This is a genomic window from Anabaenopsis arnoldii (genome assembly GCF_028331025.1).
Lineage (GTDB): Bacteria > Cyanobacteriota > Cyanobacteriia > Cyanobacteriales > Nostocaceae > Anabaenopsis > Anabaenopsis arnoldii.
Map to the genome: position 1 here is coordinate 1 of NZ_JAQMUH010000075.1, position 21,783 is coordinate 21,783.

Genomic DNA, 21,783 nt, shown 5'->3' on the forward strand with positions numbered 1-21,783 from the left:
AGATGGGAGTTTCTAACCTTCGTCTCCTCTAGATGCTTAATCCTGACTGCAAACTATAAATCCAGTCCCCTCCCCTTGTAAGGGGAGGGTTAGGGTGGGGTCAAACCTTTGGCGACATCTGTCACCTATTCGGTTACATCCGCTAGTGAAGCATTTTCTAAATAAAGACCGAAATTTAAGTACCTCTGGTTATTATCAGCGGTTTGCCACACCGGCGCAGTTTGACCTTTGGCAATTTGGGTGAGTTCGGCTAAAACTTTTTCAGGGTCGCTTCCGGGTTTGACTGTAAATAATTGATTCTCACTATCACAGGTTCCACCGAATTTAGGGGCGCAGATCACTCCTGACCCCCTAATTCTACCGTGGGTCATGTATGTTAACTGACCTTGATTGTAAAATTTTTGGAATTTTTGACTTATTTCTTCACAGCGTTTTCTGGGTGTCCACCCGGTGTTGGGGAAGGAGTCAGATTCCCAAGCAATGATTCTCCGGTGTTGTTTTGCTTCAGGTATAAACGCCACGGTGGCGGGAACTGTCCGCAGTCCGCCGCTGCGGCTAGCAATTGAGCGACAAACAAAGCTGATTTGATTGGGTATATTTTGACTCGAAGCAGGGGTAGTACTGAGGGTAAATGTCAGTGCTGTTAAGGCTACAGCGCTAGTTAGTTTTGGTAGATGCATGGTTTTAAGTTTAAATAGATGGGGAGATTACTTAACCGTCCAGGTGGAAATACATAAACCTGTGACGTATGTATATTTTACATTGTTCCCAAGGTTTTTGGTTAAATTACCACTAATTAAGAAAATATCTCTGGGTTTTGGCAGTAATATGATTGTTGTTGAGGGTTGACGGTTGACTGTTGACGGTTGACTGTTGACTGCAGATCGCCCTGTGTAGGTGTTCTGATTGGATTTGACCCCACGCCCAACCTGACCAAGGGATGGGGTATATGGAATAGCGAACTGCTTGCAGCAGCGCTTCGCTATCGCATCTTGTCAAGATAATTAAATACATAATCTTCTAGTCAGATTTATCTGACTTTAGCTTTGAGACGGGGGTTTCTAACCCCTGGCTCCCCGTGTAGCATCAAACTGGGTTTTTAACCCCAGAGCGATCTGCTTGCAGCAGCGCTTCGCTATCGCCTTTAACACCGCTGCGCAGCGATCGCCATTGACACAAAACAAATATACTTATATACAACTTTTGCTAGTTTTGTATTAGATATTCCCTTAGTTCAACAAATCATGAGGTGGGATATGACGGTATTAAGAGAATCACCATGGTATCAGGAAATACTCAAAGAGGGATTACAGCAGGGGGAAAAACAGGGATTACAACAGGGATTACAACAGGGACGACTGGAAGGACGACTGGAAGGACGACTGGAAGGGGAAACCCAATTGGTTCTACGTCAGTTACAGCGTCGCTTAGGAACCTTGGATGATACAGTAAAACAGCAAATTCAAATGCTACCAGTAGAGCAACTAGAGAGTTTAGCAGAAGAGTTACTAGACCTTAGAGATATGCAACAGTTACAAACTTGGTTAGAACAGCTTTCTTGACGGTTGACTCTAGCAGGGCGATCGCCCGGCGTAGGTGTTCTGATTGGGTTTCCACCCCCACCCTGACAAAGGGATGGGGTATATGGAATAGCGATCGCCTCATCTGTTGTTAAACGCAAAGGGGCGCAAAGGTGGGCGCAAAGGTACGCAGAGGTTTGTTTGTGATTTGTGTTTGAGGGTGTTGTGGTTGGGTTACAATCAGTTGTAGTAAGTCTTAATCTGCTAATCTGTGTAAGTATGACCATGCACAATTCCGTTGAATTCCAAGATGCTTTTGATGTTATTGTGGTGGGTGCAGGTCACTCCGGTTGTGAAGCGGCTCTTGCTGCTGCTCGTCTCGGCTGTCGGACTTTGCTACTAACACTCAATTTAGATAAAATAGCTTGGCAACCTTGTAACCCGGCGGTGGGTGGCCCGGCTAAGTCTCAGTTGACCCATGAGGTGGATGCTTTGGGGGGGGAAATTGGCAAGGTTGCAGACCGCACCTATTTACAAAAGCGCGTCCTCAATTCTTCACGGGGTCCGGCGGTGTGGGCTTTACGCGCTCAAAGTGATAAGCGGGAATATGCGGCGGTGATGAAGGGTGTTGTGGAAAACCAAGAAAATCTGACTATCCGGGAGGGGATGGTTACGGATTTGGTTTTGGGTGCTAATGATGAGGTGATTGGGGTTGAAACTTATTTTGGTGTGGGGTTTCAATGTCAAGCGGTGATTTTGACAACTGGGACGTTTTTGGGTGGTAAAATCTGGGTAGGTAATAGGTCTATGGCCGCTGGACGAGCTGGCGAGTTTGCGGCTGAGGGTTTGACCCAAACTCTCAACCGCTTGGGTTTTGAAACCGGTAGGCTGAAAACGGGTACGCCCGCACGGGTAGATAAGCGATCAGTGGACTATACTAAGATGACTATCCAACCAGGAGATGAGGAGGTACGCTGGTTTAGTTTTGACCCCCAGGTGTGGGTGGAACGGGAACAAGTTCCCTGTTACATCACCCGGACTAATGCAGATACTCATCGTTTAATTCGGGAAAATTTACATCTATCACCGGTTTATGGTGGTTGGGTGGAAGCTAAGGGACCTCGCTACTGTCCCAGTATTGAAGATAAAATAGTCCGCTTTGCTGATAAGGAAAGCCACCAAATCTTTATTGAACCGGAAGGTCGGGACATCCCAGAATTATATATTCAAGGGTTTTCTACGGGGTTACCGGAAAATCTGCAGTTGCAAATGTTACGCACTCTGCCGGGGTTGGAAAATTGTACTATGTTGCGTCCGGCTTATGCTGTGGAGTATGACTATTTACCCGCTACTCAGTGTTATCCTACACTGATGACTAAGAAAATTAATGGTTTATTCTGCGCGGGACAAATTAACGGTACTACGGGTTATGAAGAGGCCGCAGCTCAAGGAATTGTAGCGGGTATTAATGCAGCACGGTTGGTTCAGGGTAAACAGATGATTGTTTTCCCCCGTGAACATAGTTACCTTGGTACTTTGCTTGATGATTTGTGTACTAAAGATTTACGGGAACCTTACCGGATGCTCACTAGTCGCTCTGAGTATCGGTTATTGTTGCGGTCCGATAATGCTGACCAACGTTTAACACCTTTAGGAAGGGAAATCGGTTTAATTGACGATCGCCGTTGGGAGTTGTTCACCAGTAAACAAACGCAGATTAGTCAAGAAAAAGACCGTTTATATAATACCAGAATTAAGGAACATGACCCCATCGGTCAGGCGATCGCCTCCGCATCCCAACAAGCTATTAAAGGTTCTATCACCCTAGCTGATTTACTCCGTCGTCCAGGATTTCATTACATTGACCTGGAACGTTACGGACTGGGAAACCCCACCCTCAACCAAGGGGAAAAAGAAGGCGCAGAGATTGACATCAAGTATTCTGGTTATCTGGCTAGACAACAACATCAAATTGAACAGATTACCCGTCAGGCTAACCGTCAGCTACCCGCGGACTTAGATTATAACACAATTGATACCCTTTCTAAAGAAGCGCGGGAAAAACTCACCCGTGTCAAACCCTTAACCATCGGTCAAGCTGCACGGACTGGGGGCGTAAATCCCGCAGATATTAACGCTTTGTTAATATATTTGGAGTTACGTAAAACTAAAACTCAGTCAGAGTTGACCGCTTCGGCTTAATTGCAGGTGATTCTAGTGCGATCGGTAATTAAACTAGCTTCTAAACCAGATAACTTGAGGGTAAATACTTGTAATAATACTAGGTGGGGTTGAGGAATGATAACCCCATCATGGCAGAGTTATAGGACTCTGTGATGGGTTTCAACGTCGTTTAATTCAACAGACTTTGATACAATGTTGGGCTTAAAGTTGACAACTACCAACGTGAGAAAAGAAATTCACCCCCCAAACCAGTTCTTTCTCCCCAAACCAACACTCGTAAACTGGAAGATGGCCTTCTACTGCTGTGAGGTCAAAAATAATATCAATGTAGTATAACCAACTTCCTCCTTTCCTCCATCCTATTTCTTCCCCGAAGGCTCTCCAAATATCATAATCCCATTGTTTCTTTCCTCCCAAACTTTGATAAATGCTTTCATAAATGCGTTTCTGTACAGAAAACCCAAAGCGTCCATGACTGTATTTCACCCATAATTGGTCTATCATACCCAAGTCTTCACAGGGAAAATTATCAATACTCTCATGGTTTAACCAACCTTCTTTTTCCCGTTTCGCCACCCCTAACATTAAGCGTCTAGTCTCATCATCTGCGTCTCTCCACCTTTTATGCAGAAGTAGGTCACGCAGATTCTTATAGTCCACCCCGATAGCTGACTTTAATGATCCATCTTCAAATATACTCAGGGCTTGTTTTACCTTGGCTTCTGTGCGAGACTGCAACAAGGAATAAGCAGCATTTTGTACTTGTGGCGACTGATCATTTAAAGCCTGAACTAATATATCTAAACCTGCTTCACTATAATTCAAAGCTTGTGCAAGTGCGGCAATTCTCACCAGGGGGTCAGGGTCACTATACCGGAATATCACCCCTTCAAGACCACCTAAAACTACTGCAAACTCAGGACTGGGACTGTGACCACCAAGGACAGCATCATATTCTCCGGGTTGATTGTTCATAGTGAATATTGGGACTTACATCTAGTCATAATTATGAATGTTCTTGGGGTAAAAAGAACAAGTGTGATTTTTATCTATGGTTGGGGAATTTTTTGATCTTTTCAGTCTCCGGCTGCGGGGAGGGTAAAATTTTATTTACAACTACTAATATCTACTGTATGCCATAATATCCTAATACATAGATAAACCAATGCTATGCTAGATACACTAGATTTAACAGTTTCCTTAGACAAAACCATCTACAAGTCAGAAATTGACAGGCTAATGTATCAACTGCGAGAACTGCAAAATGCCTGTTGGAATAAAAAGTTACCTGTAATTGTGGTATTGGAGGGTTGGGCTGCTTCTGGTAAGGGTAGACTAGTAAAGCAAATGGTTTCTTACATGGATCCACGGGGATTTCAGGTACATCCTATCTGGCCACCCACCCCAGAAGAACGTAAATATCCCTTCCTCTGGCGATTTTGGGAAAAAATACCCGCCCAAGGTAAAATTAGCTTTTTCTATCACAGTTGGTATACTCATGTTCTCGAAGAACGTCTGTTAGAGCGGGTCGGAATTAATCAAGTTCCCACAGTACCCACCCTGATGGCACAAATTAACGCCTTTGAGCGCCAAATGGTGGATGATGGGACTGCGATCGCTAAATTTTGGTTACATCTAAGCCGTAAAGAATTGAAAAGTCGTTTAAAAGAATATGCTAAAGATCAATTAACTGCTTGGCGAGTCCGCAAAGAAGACTGGAAGCAAGAAAAACACTATGACCGTTACACCAGCTATGCAGAAGAGATGCTAGTACAAACTAGTACAGGTTTTGCCCCTTGGACTCTGGTAGAAGCAGACTCCGAGCGCTGGGCGCAGGTGAAAGTACTTACCCAGCTAGCTGCAACCTTAACATCTGCATTGGATAGGCTAAAAATTCAGCTTCCCACCCCCACTTTACCACCACAAACCCAGTTAGAACCCACCGAGTTAGACTTACTCGCACAAGTCGATTTAAGCTTAAGTCTTCCCGAACCAGAATACCAAGAAAAATTACTCCAGGAGCAAGTAAAACTACGCAAGTTACAATTAAGCATCTATAAACATCAAATTCCTGTACTGGTAATATTTGAAGGTTGGGATGCAGCAGGTAAAGGCGGCGCAATTAAACGCCTCACAGATATTCTCGATCCGCGTAGTTACTTTGTTCATCCCTTCCCAGCGCCCACAGATGACGAGAAAGTTCATCATTACCTCTGGCGATTTTGGCGACGATTACCCACATCTGGGATAATTGGCATTTTTGACCGCTCTTGGTATGGTCGGGTATTAGTGGAGCGGGTAGAAGGTTTTGCTTCGGAAATCGAGTGGCGCAGAGCCTACCGCGAAATTAATGAGTTTGAGGCTCAGTTAACCACTGCTGGCTATGTTTTAGTTAAGTTATGGCTACACATTAGCCCAGAAGAACAACTTGAGCGCTTTACATCTCGTAAAAATGACCCTTTTAAGCAGTACAAACTTACCAATGAAGACTGGCGGAATCGGGAAAAGTGGAATGATTACTATGTAGCAGTAAATCAAGCCATTCACCGCACCAGCACCCCCAACGCTCCTTGGACAATTGTCGCTGCTAATGACAAATATTACGCCCGCGTCAAGGTAATTGAAACTGTAGTCCAAGCTATTGAGACAGAATTAAAGCGCCGTCACCACAGTAAAAGCTAACATCTAGCACCCTGATGATTTAGCCTATACCAGTATAAAAGCCATTACTACTTTTTACCTAAGATTTTATATTTTATATATGTTTGGTTAATCATCCATGATAGGATCCGGAAATCTACTTAAACAATTTAGATAAAACAATCAGTGAACCTGTGATACCTCAAATTTCTCCCCATACCCAATTATCACAAATGATTTCCGGTTATTGGGTATCTCAAGCTATCTACACCGCCGCTAAATTGGGGATTGCCGATCTCCTGAAACCAGGTTCTCAATCCTGTCAACAACTCGCGTCAAATACTGATAGTAATCCTGACTCATTGTACCGCATGATGAGAGCTTTAGCCAGTATCGGTATTTTCCAGGAAACAGAACCTGAACAATTTATCCTCACTCCCTTAGCAGAATATTTATGTAGTGATCATCCTCAATCACTTAAAGCTACAGCTGTGATGTTCGGGGAAGCACCTCATTATCAACCTTGGGGAAATTTCCTCTATAGTGTTAAAACCGGGAAACCAGCATTTGATCATGCTTTTGGTATGGGAGTATTTGATTACTTTAAATCCCATCCCCAAGATGCAGAGATATTTGAGCAGTGCATGAACTCTTTCTCTTTTGTGGAAGAAAAAGCCATATTAGATGTATATGATTTTTCCCAATTTAAAACCCTAGTTGACATAGGGGGAGGATATGGGGAAATGTTGGGAACATTTTTACAAAAATACCCCCATCTACAAGGTATTTTGTTTGATGAAGAATATGTTATTTCCCATGCTGAACCTACTTTGGTAAAACATGGTATTCTTGAACGTTGTCAAATGCTCAGTGGCGATTTTTTTACATCGGTTCCACAGGGAGGAGACGCGTATCTTTTAAAACACATTCTTCATGACTGGGATGATGAACGAGCATTAACAATTCTCCAAAACTGTAGAAATGCTATGGATGAGCATAGTAAAATCTTGGTTTTAGAAATGATTGTTGAACCTGGTAATATTCCAGGAGCAGCCAAAATGTTAGATTTAAATATGTTGGTGATGTGTCCTGGAGGAAAAGAAAGAACCCAAAGTGAATTTCACCAATTATTTGCTCAAGCGGGTTTGAAATTAACTCAGGTTATCCGCACTGCTGAGGATATTTGTGTGATTGAAGGGTGTAAATAAAGATTTAGTATTTAGATGGTCGCAGATTATTATATTTACCTTGACTGTCGGCGGCTTGTAGGAATAGATACAAGACATACCACCGACAGTATTTTATGTTCGTAAACCTGTATAAAATAAAATTCTACCTAATTAGGTCTAAAAGGCAGCCAGCACTCTTGACAATCTCCGAATAATGTAATAATAAGGTGGCAGAACATAAAAAAATCTATTAGCCCACCCCTGGCACGATCTCAGTCAATTTCCTCACAACAATTCACGCAATTAAAATAAACTATGCCCCACAATACTGAAGAAAAAGCAGCAACTCCAGCAACTGGCTACAAAGCACGTCTCAATTCTTGGGCGATCGCTCGTTTAGCTCCTGATACACAAAGGGAAATTGTGGCTCGCTTCCGCAGTCGTTCCGATGCAGAAGGTTATATGCAGCACTTGACCCAGACAACACCTAATGCTGCGTTTATGGTGGTTTTTGATTGTCAACGGGAAGCAGCTGTAATTTAATATCGCTGTGGGAATGAAATACAACAATTCCCAGCACTTAGCGCGATTCGGTCCCTTGATTGGGACTACCAGCAACACTATCCTCTCCTGGTGCTTCAGGTTCAGCTGTGGGTTTAGCCTCACTTTTAGCCGCAGTTCCGGTTTTGCGAATATCTGCTTGAATAGGGGTTTGGTACCCACCAGAAGCACTGGGAGTGGTTTCTTGATGATCAGATTTTTGTTTTTGTTCTTCGGACATAATTACATCCTGCTCATTTAACATAAGCAGATTCTAGGCAATTCACAACTAGTAATTGCTCTATCTAAAATGTGATGATGATTGATTTATTCCTCTATCGGAGGGTTGACCTTTATATCAGTTAACCGTTGTGAATGACTACATCTACCTACACGGTTTTGCTTCTAGCCCCAAATCTGCTAAAGCCCAGGATATCAGCGATCGCTTTGCAGAAATTGACATCAAGCTGAAAATCCCCGATTTGAATGCTGGGGATTTTTCCCAATTAACTATCACCCGTCAGATTACCCAAGTTGCAGCCCAATTCCCTGATGATTCTACCCCGGTAACTTTAATTGGTTCTAGTTTGGGCGGTCTGACCAGTGCTCATCTAGCACAGCAATATTCACAAGTGCAACACCTGGTTTTGTTAGCACCAGCTTTTGGGTTTTTATCCCATTGGTTACCTCAACTGGGGAATCCAGAAGTACAGCGCTGGGAACAAGAACAATATCTGATGATTCACCACTATGGGGAAGGGCGATCGCTCCCCTTGAGTTATAATTTTGTCATAGATGCAGCCCAGTACAAAGAAACAATATTACAGCGCCCTGTACCGACCCTGATCTTCCATGGTCAACAAGATGAGGTGATTCCCATCACGGCCAGTCGGGAATTTGCGCGATCGCGTCCTTGGGTAGAATTAATAGAACTAGACAGCGACCACGCCCTAGGTAATGTCATGGCAAAAATTTGGGCAGCAATCTACCAATTCTGCCAGTTCCCTTGAGGTGTAAAATATGAAGTCCTGACTAATTATTAATGACTAAAATTATGCTGAGTTTTATCCGGTCAGATTTAGCCCAATTCACCGCCTATAAACCTCACCCCAGCAGTGATACCGCCGCCGGAGTAGCCCCCCAGTTGGATCGGCTGGATACCAACGAAAGCCCCTATGATTTACCCCCCCAGTTAAAACAAAAGCTGGCTTTGACCTATGAGCAAGTAATTGAAACAAATCGTTATCCTGACGGTGGACATGAGAACCTCAAACAGGCGATCGCACAATACGTTAATGAATCTGCTTCCCTGTCCCCATCTATATTTACTGCTGCTAATATTTCTCTAGGTAACGGTTCCGACGAACTAATTCGCTCATTATTAATCGCCACCTGTCTGGGGGGCGAAGGCTCAATTTTAGTCGCTCATCCCACTTTCTCCATGTATGGAATTTTAGCCAAAACTTTAGGCATTCCCGTGGTGACAGTAGACAGAAACCCCGATAATTTTGAAATTGACTTAAAAGCTGCCCAATCTGCCCTAGAAGCAACTCAAACTCCCCCCATTCGCGTGGTTTTTGTGGTACATCCCAATTCTCCCACCGGTAACTGTTTGACTGGGGCAGAGTTGTCATGGTTAAGAAGTTTAGATGAGCAGATTCTGGTAGTCATTGATGAAGCTTATTTTGAATTTAGCCAAACTACCCTAGTTAGTGAATTACCACAACATCCTAACTGGGTAATTTTACGTACTTTTTCCAAAGCCTTTCGGTTAGCAGCCCTGCGTGTGGGTTATTGTGTGGGTCATCCACAGGCGATCGCTATCTTAGAAAAAGTCCGCTTACCCTATAATCTTCCTAGCTTCTCAATTGCTGGCGCATTAGCTGCAATGGAAAATAAACAACTTTTGCTAGAGTCAATTTCCCCAACTTTGCATGAACGAGACAAACTTATAGAAGTTTTATCTCAACATCCCAGATTACAAATAATCAAAAGTGCAGCTAACTTTATCTTCCTCCGTCTTCAAGGAAATAACCCTGAAAATCAAAACCTGACTTTAACAACTCTTCACCAAAAACTCAAAACTTCCGGTACCCTTGTCCGCGAAATTAACGGAGGACTGCGCATTACTATCGGCTCACCCGCAGAAAACACCCGTACCTTAGAGAGAATACAAGCTGCTTTGGCAATTCTACATTAAAGCCTCATCCAACTCGTTGCCGAAACGGCGTACTATTCCTACCGTTCTTGGCAACACCCCTACTAAAAGCGCAAAGACAATATCAGGCATTTCCGCCACAATTGATGGTGAAAAATATTGTTCAAATTGATCGATAATTTTCCGAACTCGCTGCTCTGGACGCGGGGTCTCTGTAATTTGCTTGATTAACCTAGTCCATTGTCGCCTAATTAAATAAGCCTTCTGACGCTCCTCATAAGATTCAGGAGTTACTAAGGACAAATTACCTACGAGTAATACCATTTCACAATCATGATCATAATTTCCCCCAACAGCCGCACCCGGGCCCGCAAATTCTGCATGATAGCCTTTAAACAGTATTAAACCATTACGCCTACGACTATTAACAACAAAAATCTTCTCACTGTGCAGCAGTGTCAGGATATCCGCTCCATATGACTCCTTAGCTCCATCTGTCATCACAGGATGGTCTAAGAGAATAGTATTAGGGTAGTAACTTGATACCATAGCAGCTTGATAGCGTCGGTGACTCTCGCTATCCATTTTTCTCGAACTTGCAGATAATTTGGTAGTATTATGCACTTCCACCCCTAACTTGGGTAAAATCAAATCAGATTTTTAATAGTTGAGGAAAAATTTTTCATCAAAAAAGTTTCCTGGTTCATGTAAGTAGAACTCAACGGGTAATTTGATTATTAGATAGTTAATGATATTCTATGAGATTTACTCGCATTTGTCGCGTCAACCAAGCTATTTTTATTAAAGTTTTGGTAAAGGTAAATTACTAAATACAAAGTTATTATAATCTTTGAAAATGTCTGTTAAGTCTGATTGTAAGACTTTTCCATCACAATCTATCTTTGATATTTACTAACCACCTATTTACCTATGCCATCAAATTTAGATGACATATAATTATGCCTTGTTGGCAGTTTTGACCCTTAAATGTAAATACTAATCAGACTAAAGTTGCTTACCTAAATTTTATGCAATTACCCAGAGATTAGTTGAGCAAATGAGTATTATTTTATTCTTGGCGAAATAGCTTCAATATTAACCATATCACCAATTCAGTATTAAATAAAAGCTAATACCAGAGATTACATTTCTCAATTTACTAGTATTATAGCCTTTTTCAGGCTAATGAAGTACACACCTATTCCCTATTCCCTATTCCGTTGTTCCCTCAAACTAAAAAAAAATGTACCTCACGAGCATGGTAAATGCTATATATACTACTCAATATGTAAATTGATTCGGATAGTTTAATCAACATTCAATCCTCAGATGTTTGTGTAAAAGTATTTGCCGGGAACGCCTGATGGGAAATCTATTCCAATTAGATTCTGATTTATGCAGCTTATATCCCAGTTTGAAATAAAGTTGCTGTGCTTGATGGTTATTTTCCAAGACATGGAGGTATAAGTCATCAAATCCCCACTCGTGAGCGAATTTTTCACACTTAATCAGAAGTCCTGAAGCAATACCATGTCTACGATATTTGGGGTGAACCGCTAAATTTGACAGATAAGGAAAACTTCTACCTGTCCTTACCCAAGAATCACTCAAACGCACACCCAATTCCACAGTCCCTACTAAGTGATGACAGGCGGTATTAGTAGTCTCAATAGCAACCAAACAAACATGATGGGGTGCAGGAGATGATAAGCGATGTTTGAGGTCTTCGTAAATACCCAAACGTACCAGGGGAAAAGCCCATCCCCAGAAACCATCATGTCCGTGAAAGCTTTCGGCAATGATGTGAGCAATACTAGTCAAATCATCAGCTGTGGCCACACGGATTTGGAACTGCCAGGAAGCTTGTTCCGCAGGAGATATGACCGGCTCTTGGTGGTAAGGATCAAAAAACCAGGATGTCAAGGCAAGTTTAGTATGGATTTAATTAAACGAAATATTCTCGAATATAGTGACATACTCCTACACTGACCTAGTGGACACTGTAGGCTTCTGGCTAAAATACTCGGCAAGCTGTGTTAGATTTCAATACTAACCTCAATAAGTGATTTAGCATTGAAATTGTAACTTAATATCGCTTATTTAAATAAAAAGCCATACAACATGATGTTGTACGGCTTGTGGTGTAGTGTGAGGAGCTTAACTAAGTACCATCATAAAGTAATGCCAAAGTGGCAGAACACTCGTAACAATTTTGGTAACGGGATTTTTTGATCATGGGACTGAGCCAGGTCTCAAACAAAATTATATTTTTTGTTTTGTAGTCAGGGTTTCTGGTGAAGATGCATAAACTACCTAACTTGTTGAGTGCGATCGCATTATGCAGCAAAACCGGCATTTTTTAGCGCTCTGCTTGCAGCAGCCCTTGGCTATAGCCAAGGAAAAAATGAATAAAGTCTAGCTTTAAAAGATAAAATGGTAATGCAGATATGCATCTGGGCGATGTTTGCCGATTATAGCAACAAGCAGGGCGTTTAGGAGATAACAAACTGCCAAAATCATTTGAATTTTGCTATACCTGCCATTACTTATTTGTGAGCTTGCCAAGTGTAGAAGTTAGGTGATAAAAGTACAGCAAATCTTCTCAAGGAGGTAGTGCTTTGGGTAGAGGGAATGGGGACAATAAGAAATTAGGATTTGGTAATTACATAGCATGGGTAATTAAAAAAAACATAAAAGTATCAATTAAACGTTTGGCAATCAATTTTTAATTACACAATTAAGGTAAAAATTCTCTCCACACAGACATTACGGCAATTATCCTGATAGAAAATAATAGTAGTAATCAATACATTTTTTATGATTACCATACCTTAAATCTTTAACTTGGGTGGTGTCACCCCTCCATGGTCACACCATCAATTGGTGTAATCTCTTGAGTATAATCTCTTTTAGGAAAAGATCATCTATGGCGAATTCAAGAATACAATAGACTTGAGAACTACAAAAAAATTGTTCAACATCCCAAGTTGTATATCATTTAGGCTATAGCAAGTACAGACTTTTTTTATCCAAGCATTTCCCTATTCAATTATCTGATTTATAGCCGGTTCAACTCCATAACCTCTACTGACAAACAAGTTTCCCAATATTTCCTTGGTTGGTGATAGTGGTTGCGAATCCCAATCAGAAGAGACTTGTGAATATTGCCCCAGCAGTAAATTAGTCATCCCCTGTTTTGAGGTGAACAGAGGCAATTAGTAAGACCTATAAACGAAATGGTGATCTTTGTGGAAGTCTCACTGCCAAAGATACAGAAAGTAAATCAGCTACCAGAAGTAATGCCCAGCCAAACTGACAATCACTTAAAAAAATGGTCGGACTTACAAACAGCTGAAGTCATGGAAGGGAATAAAGAAGTTCGGCAAACCCTAGAACAACTCCAAGTAGTTGTACAAGGGCTGCGTCAACAAAATCAAGAAATGGCAATTGCTCTTGAAATCACCGAATTAGAACGTCAACGTTATCAAGATTTATTTGACTTCGCTCCCCACCCATATTTAGTCACCGATGTCACAGGTGTGATTCAAGAAGCTAACCATGCAGCCGCCACCTTGCTGTCTGTGGAACAAAATTATTTAATGGGCAAACCATTAGTTTTGTTTATTGCTGAACAAGAACCAGAGAAACTGATCACAGAACTACAGACCTTGCAACAGCGAAAAGACTGGGAAATTTGCCTTCAGCCACAGGGTGGTCTATCTTTTCCGGCTACTGTTAGATATAGTGCAATGTATGACGGACAGGGTAATCCTGTCGGTTGGCGCTGGTTGCTTTTTGACATTAGCGATCGCAAACAAGCAGAAGCGGCATTATATGAGGAAAGCAAAGACTTAGAACATCTGGTAGTGGAACGCACTAACCAACTTCTCGTATTTAACCAGCTTTTACAACAGGAAATTACTCAACGTCAACGCGCCGAAGAGTCATTGCGGCAAAGCGAGAAACTGTATCGCCAGCTGGTGGAAACTCAAACCGACCTGATTATCCGTATAGATTTACAGGGAAGGGTCAGCTTTGCTAACAAAGTAGCTTACCAAGCATTGGGTAAGCAGTTGCAGGAATTACTTGGTCAATCGGTATGTGAGTTTTTCCATCCCGACGACTTCCCTCAAATCAGAGAAAATATCAGCAGTTTGATATCTTCACCCCATGGCTCAATCACCAGTGAGTGTCGTCTGTTGACAGTGAATGGTATGCACTGGCTGCAATGGAATATTGTCGCCATTCGCAATGAAGGGGGAGAGGTCTTGGAATTGCAGGGGGTTGGCAGAGATATTACAGGGCGCAAACAAGCCGAAGAGAAAATTAGGGAGCAGGCAGCCTTACTTGATATTGCCACGGATGCAATTTTAGTCATAGATTTGCACCGTAAAGTATTATTCTGGAATCAAGGTGCAGAACATATATATGGTTGGGACGCACAAGAGGTTTTAGGTAAAGACCTCCAGGATCGGTTTAACAACAAAAATTCCCTGGCACTGGAAACATCACTCACGGCTGTGATTGCATCTGGTTCATGGCAGGGGGAAATGACTAAATCGACGAAATCAGGGCAACAAATTGTCGTAGCTAGCCGCTGGACGCTGATGTATGATGCAGCAGGACAACCGAAATCTATTCTTTGTGTTGACACTGACATCACAGAAAAGAAACAACTCGAAGAGCAGTTTTTCCGCGCTCAACGTTTGGAAAGCCTTGGTACTTTAGCCAGTGGAATTGCTCACGACCTGAATAACATTTTAACGCCAATTTTGGCAGCATCACAACTGCTACAGGTCAGATGCTCTCAAGACAAGGAGCATTACCAACAGCTACTACCTATTATTGAAAGCAACAGCAAACGCGGTGCTGCCTTAGTCAAACAAGTCTTGTCATTTGCGCGAGGATTTAAGGGAGAGCGCACGATAGTTCAACTCAAGCATCTGATTTCGGAAATTAGCTACATAGCCAAACAAACATTTCCCAAATCTATTGAATTTGCCGTCACCATACCAGAAGATCTGTGGGCTGTCTGCGGAGACGCCACTCAACTCCATCAGGTGCTAATGAATCTCGTGGTTAATGCCCGTGATGCTATGCCAGCAGGTGGTACCCTCACCATCTCTACAAAAAATATGTTTATTGATCAAGCCTATGCCCAAATGAATCTTGATGCCAAAGTAGGCAATTATGTGGTAGTTACGGTTGCCGATACGGGAATGGGGATAGCACCGGAAATTTTAGAGAGAATTTTTGATCCATTTTTCACCACCAAAGATATCGGCAAAGGTACAGGTTTGGGGCTTTCAACAGTCCTGGGAATTATCAAAAACCACCGTGGGTTTATCAATGTATGTAGCAAGGTTGCTCAAGGCAGTGAATTTCATCTGTTTTTGCCGGCGGTGGAAGTAGCCCAATCTCTTGATCTAAATAATTTAGATATATTTCCCGGTCAGGGAGAACTAATTTTATTTGTGGATGATGAGGCACAAATTCGGGAGATTGCTAAAATTGTTCTGGAGAAATACAATTATAGAACTCTCACCGCTAGTAATGGCATTGAGGCGATCGCACTTTATGCTCAGTACACACAGGACATCAGCGCCGTTTTAATGGATATCATGATGCCAGAAATGGATGGAAATACGGCCATCCGCACTTTGCGAAAAATTAACCCACGGGTAAAAATTATTGCTTGTAGCGGACTTGACACCACAGTCCCCTTGGCACATCCAGCTCATACTGATGTGGATTTAGTTGTTTCTAAGCCCTACACAGCCAAAGATTTATTAAATAGCCTCCACCATCTACTCCATAAAAGCTAGCTGAAAATCAACTTTTGTGGCTGATATCAACTACTTGTTCGACTTTTTATCTTGAGAAATTGAGATTGTATATTTATACTGATTTTGGGATATGTCACCTACGTATAGGGAGTATTCTCCTGCCTGCCAATAACCAGTAATTTCTGGCTTAGTTTCTGAGTAATTATCTGGCATCACACAAAAACGGCCGCCAGGTCCGTCAATCAGTATTGTTGGCTGTCCAGGACTGTCAACGGTTACCCGTAAGTAAGGAAGTGGTTCTGTTAACTGGAGAATTTGATTGGGCTTTTGAGCAATGTTGCCGCAATTAGTGCTAATTACTCCCCCAGAAATGCCATTTAAAATCAGCGGTACTGACCCGATATTGGTTTGAATTTGCAACCGTGGTACTTCACCCCGAGCCTGAGTCAAGGACAAACTCGTGACCAAAGCTACCAAAACAACTATCAATAGCCTCAAATTATTCATAATGATTAATCCTCCCGACTATTTCTGATTTGACATATTGATCATCTCACCGCTAAAACTGCACTGGTAGCGAGAGTTTCTTACCACATGAGGGTTTGCTGGGTTTTAAGTCATCAGGTAGCAACAATCAACACCTACCCTAAGTGACGCTGTGAGTCCGTCTATGTTCCTGTTTGATTTGATCATTTCCAGGATTTGCTAAGTTTGATGTGAAACTAGTGACTAGATTGCAGCTGAGAACTCCAGATGAATCACCAACCTGAAGAAGACTTGCAGCGTCGCCTCGAAAATCTAGAGGCACAAATCAATTCTACATCTGTAGATATTGGACAGCGAGCAAAAAATACAGAAACATTCCCGCCAGCATTTGTTAACTGGAAATCTCGTTTAGCAAAATTACAGCTTTGGTTTAAGAATTTGAACGGGATAACCAAGGTAATAGTTGGGGGTCTGGCGGTGCTATTGGGATTGGCAATACTACAAGCATTGCTCAGACTAGTTGCATCAGTGATCAGTGTGGCACTATTGGGTTTCTTGGTGTATCTTGGATACAAATTTTTTGTATCTGGTAACTCCCAAAAATAGCAATAGTCTCATTCAACTGCCCCGATCCATATTTTCAACATAAATTCAAAGGAATTACGCAATGGTGACCCCAATTGTGAGGAAAAATACTAGTCAATCTAAAGAGTCAAACCAATTTGAAAAACCCCATTTCTTGCCATTCACAGCCAGGCGTTTGGCTGCATGGGCTACGGAAATCACTCTGGTACTTACGAGTGGACTAGTTCCCTTTGGGCTGGGTGTCTATGCCAATTCTAGAAATGACTTTAACCGAGTACCACTCCACCCAGTATTGGTAGTCACTCAAAGAGCGATCGCTCGACCTTTGGCTCTACCTGTGAGCTATGGTATTCCCAATGTCGCCGCCCCCAGTAATTTTTTGTGGATCATAGCCTTATTATCTCCTATAACCCTTTCATGGTGGCAATTATATTTACTGGGAAAAACAGGTAGTACTATTCCCAAGCGCAAATTTGGTGTGCGTGTTGTCAACGAGGTAGGTAAACCGGTGGGTTTAGCAACAGCTGTGGCGCGCGAAGGAGTTGGTCGGTGGACCATACCTGTTTCTATTGCCTATATTCTGTGGCGTTACAGTTTTGCCTTTCCCAATTTAGGACTGTTCACATTTTTGGCTGTCTTGATGGTGCTCGGTGAAGGGATGGCTTTACCATCACGTCGAGGTCGTCGGGCATTTCATGACTGGTTAGCAGGGACATATACAATAGATACTACAGATACTACTCATCCTTTGCACTCTTGGGAGCAAGGGGAGCAACCCCAGGTAGCCCAATCAGAACAGGAACTAGCTCCTGTATCCATGTCAACCCTCACTGGGGAAACTACAAATATCGCTACCCTCTGGCGAAGGATGCGACAAAACCCCAACCTGATTTTATTTGGCGCAGCCCTGGGCAGTATGATAGCGGTGCTAGGAATTTTAGTCTCTACCCAAGTTTATCTCCAAAGCCAACAAAATTGGCGCGAGACTCAGCAAATCAATAGCGAAAAGTTCCTGGCAATTGTACAAAAATTGGGTCCTGATTCTGGTGCGACCACGGAAGATCGCCAAAGTCTAATTCTAGCAATGGGTAGCCTTAATAACCACCAGGCGAGGCAATTTCTCACAGATATGCTGGTTGAAGAAACCAACCCCATCCTCCTAAATAAAATTCAAGAAGCTTTAGTCAGTGTTGGACTCCAGGCTATCCCGGAATTAAAAAACAAAAATCAGTTTTTAGCAGCTGAATTAAAGTCTATGGGTAGCATATCCCCAGGGTGGGAATTGCGACAACAGCAGTTACATATTAACCAGGAGACAATCAACAAAATTCTCAGGGTCAATAGCGCTAAAACCGCAAATGTTGATCTCAGCAAGGCCGAATTGGGTTCAAGGGGTGCTAGGGAAAGTTCATTTTTCCAGTTAGTCTTAGATCAGGTTGATTTGTCGGGAATCAATTGGAAGTCTGCAAATCTGAACCAAGCCAGTTTTAAAGGTAGTATCTTTAGGGGACGGGGTGAGGATGGACACTGGGACACTTACGACGATGCGATCGCGAATTTAAGCCTGGCTCAAATGAAACAAGCTAATTTCACCGATGCTAATCTCAGTCGGGTGATTATGAATCGGAGTGATTTAAGCGGTGCTATTCTCAACAAGGCTAATTTATCTCATGCACGTTTAATAGGTGCTGATCTTAGTAGCACCCAGCTAGTAGGAGCGAATTTGCAGGGTGCATTACTAGAGAAAGCCAGCTTAACTGGTGCTGACATCGGTGATGCCAAATTTCACGGAGCTAATTTATATGGAGCTCGTTTAAGTCGGGTGATTGCCATGGGTACTAATTTATCCCATGCTAACCTAACTAATACTGATTGGCGAGGAGCAGATTTATCGGGAGCCTATTTAGATAACGCTAATCTCAGTAATGCTAACCTCAGCGCCACTCGCCTTACTGGTGCGGTATTACGCAAAGCTAGGTTAGAAAATGCTAACTTGCAAAATGCTGACCTGAGTTTTGTGGATTTACGGGGAGCAAATGTCACCGGTGCTGATTTTCTAGGAACAGTTCTGGCTCCGGTCAAACAAAATCCCACAGATACATTTGTCCAAACGCCAGATTTAGGCTCAATTTCTGCTGTGGTCAAAGGTGTTGATTTCTCTCAAGCCAAAAATTTAGATCGTGACCAAATAGCTTACATTTGTGGCCAAGGCGGTTTCCATTCCAGTTGTCCGTAGGATTTCGGTAACCATACCCGCCTCTACAATTAAACTCTTGGCGGTATCTCCGCCGGATGTGGCTGTTTCCACAAGGGCTAACTTTGGGGATACACACTTCCCGGCAATAGTATCACTTTACTGTAAGGTTAATATGCCGCTCAACTGAGGCGACATCGATTGTCACAGGTTGATTACCCCCACCTGGTATAATTAATGTAACACTAAATGAATCAGGGGTAAACACCTCATAGGGCTTTAATCCCTAGACCCTGTCTCCAGGGTTTTCAGTCTGTCTTCTTGATTATTATCTATTTGCTGATTATGCCATCAATCAATTCTTCTCATCCCACGGATTTACTTCGTTACCGTCCTCGTCGTCTGCGCCGGACTGAATCTTTACGACGAATGGTCAGGGAAACTACTCTGAGTGTTAATGACTTAATCTACCCCATGTTTGTCACCGAGGGAGAAGGGCAAAAAGTAGAAATTGCTTCTATGCCTGATTGTTATCGCTATTCCTTAGATTTATTGTTAAAAGAAGTACAGCAAGTTTATGATTTGGGAATCAATGCCATCGCTCTGTTTCCCGTAATTCCCGAAGAAAAAAAAGATAATCTTGGTACTGAAAGCTATAATTCAAATGGACTAGTACAGAGAACTGTCAAAGCTATCAAACAAGCAGTTCCAGACATTATTATCATGACTGATGTGGCCTTAGACCCCTTCACTAGTCATGGCCATGATGGTTTAATTGATGAAGAGGGTAACATCTTGAATGACCCCACTGTGGAAGTCTTGGTAAAAATGGCAGTTTCCCAAGCAGCAGCCGGGGCCAGTTTTGTCGCACCTTCCGATATGATGGATGGTAGAGTCGGCGCGATTCGTCAGGCTTTAGATGCAGCAGGTTACATTGATGTGGGCATTTTGGCATACTCAGCTAAGTATGCTTCTGCCTATTATGGACCTTTCCGGGATGCTTTAGATTCTGCACCGAAATTTGGTGATAAAAAAACTTATCAAATGGACCCAGCTAACACCAGGGAAGCTTTGAAGGAAATAGAATTAGACATCGCCGAGGGAGCAGATATGGTCATGGTGAAACCAGCCCTAGCTTATCTGGATATCATCCATCAAGTCCGCAACGCCACACATCTACCTGTAGCAGCATATAACGTCAGTGGTGAATACGCCATGATTAAAGCGGCGGCGCGTATGGGTTGGATTGATGAGAAAAAAATCATTTTGGAAACTTTAACCAGCATGAAACGAGCCGGTGCTGATTTAATCTTGACTTATTTTGCCAAAGAAGTAGCCTTAATGTTGTCTTAACTACCTCCTACAACTTCTTGGTGTCTCTGTGTCTTTGTGGTTCGTTTAAATAATGAGAGTTTTGATTCTTGGTGGAACCGGAGAAGCAGCACAATTGGCGGCGAAAGTTGCCAATATCCAGGGAATTGAGGCTATCACATCTCTAGCTGGTCGCACCCGTCAACCCTCATTACCATTGGGGGATTTGCGCATTGGGGGTTTTGGTGGTGTGACTGGACTAGTTAATTATCTGCATCAGATGAAAATTGATGTATTGATTGATGCTACTCATCCCTTTGCGACTCAAATTGCCTCAAATGCCTCTGAAGCAGCCATTGCAGTCAATATACCCCGTTTAAAGTTAATCCGCCCACCTTGGCAACAAGTTAATGGCGATCGCTGGATTGAAGTTGATAGTATAAAAGCTGCGGCTACAGTAGTAGAAAATCAATCAAAACGGGTTTTTTTAAGCATTGGGAGGCAAGAAATCGGAGCTTTTGCCCATTTGCAGCTTTGGTTTCTCATGCGGATGATTGACCCTCCAGAAGCCAATGCTTTAGTACCTCCGGGAAAACTGTTGTGCGATCGCGGACCTTTTCACCTGCATAATGAAAGAGAAATGCTAATTCACCATCAAATTGATACCATTGTCAGTAAAAATAGTGGTGGTGAGGCCACTTATGCCAAACTTGTCGCAGCAAGGGAGTTAAACCTCCCTGTGATAATGGTCAAGCGTCCCCCTCCACCCCCAGGGGAGCAAGTTACAGATATAGAGCAAGCTTTGTTGTGGCTATATTCTTTATTGGGAAAACGCCCACATTCCCAATAAAAAACGCCCCTCATTTCTGAGAGGCGTTTATGATTCAGCTAAACTTTATGATTAGCCGTTGATTGCAGGAGCAGTCAAAGCAACAGGAGCAACTTCACCAGCAGCCAAGTCTAAGGGGAAGTTGTGAGCGTTACGCTCGTGCATTACTTCCATACCCAGGTTAGCGCGGTTGATCACATCAGCCCAGGTAGCGATAACGCGACCTTGAGAATCAATTACTGATTGGTTGAAGTTGAAACCGTTCAAGTTGAACGCCATGGTGCTTACACCCAAAGCAGTGAACCAGATACCGATTACAGGCCAAGCAGCTAAGAAGAAGTGTAGTGAACGGCTGTTGTTGAAGGAAGCGTATTGGAAGAT

At 42.7% G+C, this 21,783-nt stretch carries 20 protein-coding genes and 1 pseudogene; 12 read left to right on the top strand and 9 right to left on the bottom strand.

Annotated elements, in window-relative coordinates:
* Positions 1–125 precede the first annotated feature (125 nt).
* Positions 126–680 (bottom strand): COP23 domain-containing protein, encoded by a 555-nt coding sequence (locus PN457_RS06170; protein WP_271732046.1) that lies wholly within the window; start codon positions 678–680, stop codon positions 126–128.
* A gap of 112 nt (positions 681–792) precedes the next feature.
* Positions 793–1,014 carry a hypothetical protein gene (locus PN457_RS06175; RefSeq protein ID WP_271732047.1) on the bottom strand — a complete coding sequence of 74 codons (222 nt, stop codon included), beginning with the start codon at positions 1,012–1,014 and terminating at the stop codon, positions 793–795.
* A 242-nt stretch (positions 1,015–1,256) separates the two neighbouring features.
* Between PN457_RS06175 and PN457_RS06180 the strand changes: the two genes are divergently transcribed.
* Both PN457_RS06180 and mnmG read left to right on the top strand, forming a co-directional pair.
* The gene (locus PN457_RS06180; protein ID WP_271732048.1) at positions 1,257–1,562 is read left to right on the top strand and encodes a DUF4351 domain-containing protein; all 306 of its coding nucleotides are present in this window, start codon (positions 1,257–1,259) and stop codon (positions 1,560–1,562) included.
* Positions 1,563–1,799: 237 nt separating this feature from the next.
* A complete protein-coding gene (gene mnmG, locus PN457_RS06185) occupies positions 1,800–3,722 on the top strand; it encodes a tRNA uridine-5-carboxymethylaminomethyl(34) synthesis enzyme MnmG (protein ID WP_271732050.1) in 1,923 nt (640 codons plus the stop codon).
* Between the two features lie 183 nt (positions 3,723–3,905).
* Here mnmG and PN457_RS06190 read toward each other — a convergent pair whose 3' ends face one another.
* Positions 3,906–4,679: a GUN4 domain-containing protein gene (locus tag PN457_RS06190; RefSeq protein WP_271732052.1), complete on the bottom strand. Its 774-nt coding sequence runs from the start codon at positions 4,677–4,679 to the stop codon at positions 3,906–3,908.
* A gap of 195 nt (positions 4,680–4,874) precedes the next feature.
* Between PN457_RS06190 and pap the strand changes: the two genes are divergently transcribed.
* The 3 genes from pap (at position 4,875) to PN457_RS06205 (ending at position 8,056) form a co-directional block, all read left to right on the top strand.
* The gene (gene pap / locus PN457_RS06195) at positions 4,875–6,386 is read left to right on the top strand and encodes a polyphosphate:AMP phosphotransferase (protein WP_271732053.1); all 1,512 of its coding nucleotides are present in this window, start codon (positions 4,875–4,877) and stop codon (positions 6,384–6,386) included.
* A gap of 152 nt (positions 6,387–6,538) precedes the next feature.
* Complete coding sequence (locus PN457_RS06200) at positions 6,539–7,552, top strand: methyltransferase (protein WP_271732054.1); 1,014 nt, start codon at positions 6,539–6,541, stop codon at positions 7,550–7,552.
* Positions 7,553–7,828: 276 nt separating this feature from the next.
* The gene (locus tag PN457_RS06205; protein ID WP_271732055.1) at positions 7,829–8,056 is read left to right on the top strand and encodes a hypothetical protein; all 228 of its coding nucleotides are present in this window, start codon (positions 7,829–7,831) and stop codon (positions 8,054–8,056) included.
* Positions 8,057–8,093: 37 nt separating this feature from the next.
* Here the strand turns inward: PN457_RS06205 and PN457_RS06210 are convergent, their stop codons facing one another.
* Positions 8,094–8,294, bottom strand: a complete 201-nt coding sequence (locus tag PN457_RS06210) for a hypothetical protein (RefSeq protein WP_271732056.1) — start codon at positions 8,292–8,294, stop codon at positions 8,094–8,096.
* Positions 8,295–8,424: 130 nt separating this feature from the next.
* Between PN457_RS06210 and PN457_RS06215 the strand changes: the two genes are divergently transcribed.
* Positions 8,425–9,063 carry a YqiA/YcfP family alpha/beta fold hydrolase gene (locus PN457_RS06215; RefSeq protein ID WP_271732057.1) on the top strand — a complete coding sequence of 213 codons (639 nt, stop codon included), beginning with the start codon at positions 8,425–8,427 and terminating at the stop codon, positions 9,061–9,063.
* A 44-nt stretch (positions 9,064–9,107) separates the two neighbouring features.
* On the top strand, positions 9,108–10,253 hold the full coding sequence (locus PN457_RS06220) for a histidinol-phosphate transaminase (protein WP_271732067.1): 1,146 nt from the start codon (positions 9,108–9,110) through the stop codon (positions 10,251–10,253).
* On the opposite strand, the gene PN457_RS06225 is transcribed toward PN457_RS06220, so the two are convergent.
* From PN457_RS06225 to PN457_RS06235, 3 genes are all read right to left on the bottom strand, one after another.
* Positions 10,245–10,796, bottom strand: coding sequence for a hypothetical protein (locus tag PN457_RS06225; protein WP_271732068.1), 552 nt, complete (start codon positions 10,794–10,796; stop codon positions 10,245–10,247). The two genes, PN457_RS06220 and PN457_RS06225, sit on opposite strands and share 9 nt — an antisense overlap.
* Before the next feature lie 726 nt (positions 10,797–11,522).
* A complete protein-coding gene (locus tag PN457_RS06230; RefSeq protein WP_334310749.1) occupies positions 11,523–12,134 on the bottom strand; it encodes a GNAT family N-acetyltransferase in 612 nt (203 codons plus the stop codon).
* A gap of 238 nt (positions 12,135–12,372) precedes the next feature.
* Positions 12,373–12,567, bottom strand: coding sequence for a hypothetical protein (locus tag PN457_RS06235; protein WP_271732059.1), 195 nt, complete (start codon positions 12,565–12,567; stop codon positions 12,373–12,375).
* Between the two features lie 943 nt (positions 12,568–13,510).
* Here PN457_RS06235 and PN457_RS06240 point away from each other — a divergent pair.
* Positions 13,511–16,036, top strand: a complete 2,526-nt coding sequence (locus PN457_RS06240; RefSeq protein WP_271732060.1) for a PAS domain-containing hybrid sensor histidine kinase/response regulator — start codon at positions 13,511–13,513, stop codon at positions 16,034–16,036.
* A gap of 30 nt (positions 16,037–16,066) precedes the next feature.
* On the opposite strand, the gene PN457_RS06245 is transcribed toward PN457_RS06240, so the two are convergent.
* Positions 16,067–16,504: a hypothetical protein gene (locus tag PN457_RS06245; protein ID WP_271732061.1), complete on the bottom strand. Its 438-nt coding sequence runs from the start codon at positions 16,502–16,504 to the stop codon at positions 16,067–16,069.
* A gap of 246 nt (positions 16,505–16,750) precedes the next feature.
* On the opposite strand from PN457_RS06245, the gene PN457_RS06250 reads away from it, so the two are divergent.
* From PN457_RS06250 to PN457_RS06265, 4 genes are all read left to right on the top strand, one after another.
* Complete coding sequence (locus PN457_RS06250; RefSeq protein WP_271732062.1) at positions 16,751–17,089, top strand: hypothetical protein; 339 nt, start codon at positions 16,751–16,753, stop codon at positions 17,087–17,089.
* A gap of 61 nt (positions 17,090–17,150) precedes the next feature.
* Complete coding sequence (locus PN457_RS06255; RefSeq protein WP_271732063.1) at positions 17,151–19,304, top strand: pentapeptide repeat-containing protein; 2,154 nt, start codon at positions 17,151–17,153, stop codon at positions 19,302–19,304.
* A 303-nt stretch (positions 19,305–19,607) separates the two neighbouring features.
* The gene (gene hemB / locus PN457_RS06260; RefSeq protein ID WP_271732064.1) at positions 19,608–20,615 is read left to right on the top strand and encodes a porphobilinogen synthase; all 1,008 of its coding nucleotides are present in this window, start codon (positions 19,608–19,610) and stop codon (positions 20,613–20,615) included.
* A gap of 52 nt (positions 20,616–20,667) precedes the next feature.
* Positions 20,668–21,423, top strand: a complete 756-nt coding sequence (locus PN457_RS06265; protein WP_271732065.1) for a cobalt-precorrin-6A reductase — start codon at positions 20,668–20,670, stop codon at positions 21,421–21,423.
* A gap of 51 nt (positions 21,424–21,474) precedes the next feature.
* On the opposite strand, the pseudogene PN457_RS06270 reads toward PN457_RS06265, so the two are convergent.
* Positions 21,475–21,783 (bottom strand): annotated as a pseudogene (locus PN457_RS06270) (photosystem II q(b) protein); the annotation flags it as partial.

Excerpts from the sequence above, each read along its gene's own strand:
- PN457_RS06225 (WP_271732068.1), bottom strand. The coding sequence starts at position 10,796 with ATGGATAGCGAGAGTCACCGACGCTATCAAGCTGCTATGGTATCAAGT.
- PN457_RS06220 (WP_271732067.1), top strand. The coding sequence starts at position 9,108 with ATGCTGAGTTTTATCCGGTCAGATTTAGCCCAATTCACCGCCTATAAA.
- PN457_RS06235 (WP_271732059.1), bottom strand. The coding sequence starts at position 12,567 with ATGCCGGTTTTGCTGCATAATGCGATCGCACTCAACAAGTTAGGTAGT.
- PN457_RS06240 (WP_271732060.1), top strand. The coding sequence starts at position 13,511 with ATGCCCAGCCAAACTGACAATCACTTAAAAAAATGGTCGGACTTACAA.
- PN457_RS06180 (WP_271732048.1), top strand. The coding sequence starts at position 1,257 with ATGACGGTATTAAGAGAATCACCATGGTATCAGGAAATACTCAAAGAG.
- pap (WP_271732053.1), top strand. The coding sequence starts at position 4,875 with ATGCTAGATACACTAGATTTAACAGTTTCCTTAGACAAAACCATCTAC.
- hemB (WP_271732064.1), top strand. The coding sequence starts at position 19,608 with ATGCCATCAATCAATTCTTCTCATCCCACGGATTTACTTCGTTACCGT.
- PN457_RS06190 (WP_271732052.1), bottom strand. The coding sequence starts at position 4,679 with ATGAACAATCAACCCGGAGAATATGATGCTGTCCTTGGTGGTCACAGT.
- PN457_RS06245 (WP_271732061.1), bottom strand. The coding sequence starts at position 16,504 with ATGAATAATTTGAGGCTATTGATAGTTGTTTTGGTAGCTTTGGTCACG.
- PN457_RS06205 (WP_271732055.1), top strand. The coding sequence starts at position 7,829 with ATGCCCCACAATACTGAAGAAAAAGCAGCAACTCCAGCAACTGGCTAC.
- PN457_RS06175 (WP_271732047.1), bottom strand. The coding sequence starts at position 1,014 with ATGTATTTAATTATCTTGACAAGATGCGATAGCGAAGCGCTGCTGCAA.
- mnmG (WP_271732050.1), top strand. The coding sequence starts at position 1,800 with ATGACCATGCACAATTCCGTTGAATTCCAAGATGCTTTTGATGTTATT.
- PN457_RS06210 (WP_271732056.1), bottom strand. The coding sequence starts at position 8,294 with ATGTCCGAAGAACAAAAACAAAAATCTGATCATCAAGAAACCACTCCC.
- PN457_RS06250 (WP_271732062.1), top strand. The coding sequence starts at position 16,751 with ATGAATCACCAACCTGAAGAAGACTTGCAGCGTCGCCTCGAAAATCTA.
- PN457_RS06170 (WP_271732046.1), bottom strand. The coding sequence starts at position 680 with ATGCATCTACCAAAACTAACTAGCGCTGTAGCCTTAACAGCACTGACA.
- PN457_RS06255 (WP_271732063.1), top strand. The coding sequence starts at position 17,151 with ATGGTGACCCCAATTGTGAGGAAAAATACTAGTCAATCTAAAGAGTCA.
- PN457_RS06265 (WP_271732065.1), top strand. The coding sequence starts at position 20,668 with ATGAGAGTTTTGATTCTTGGTGGAACCGGAGAAGCAGCACAATTGGCG.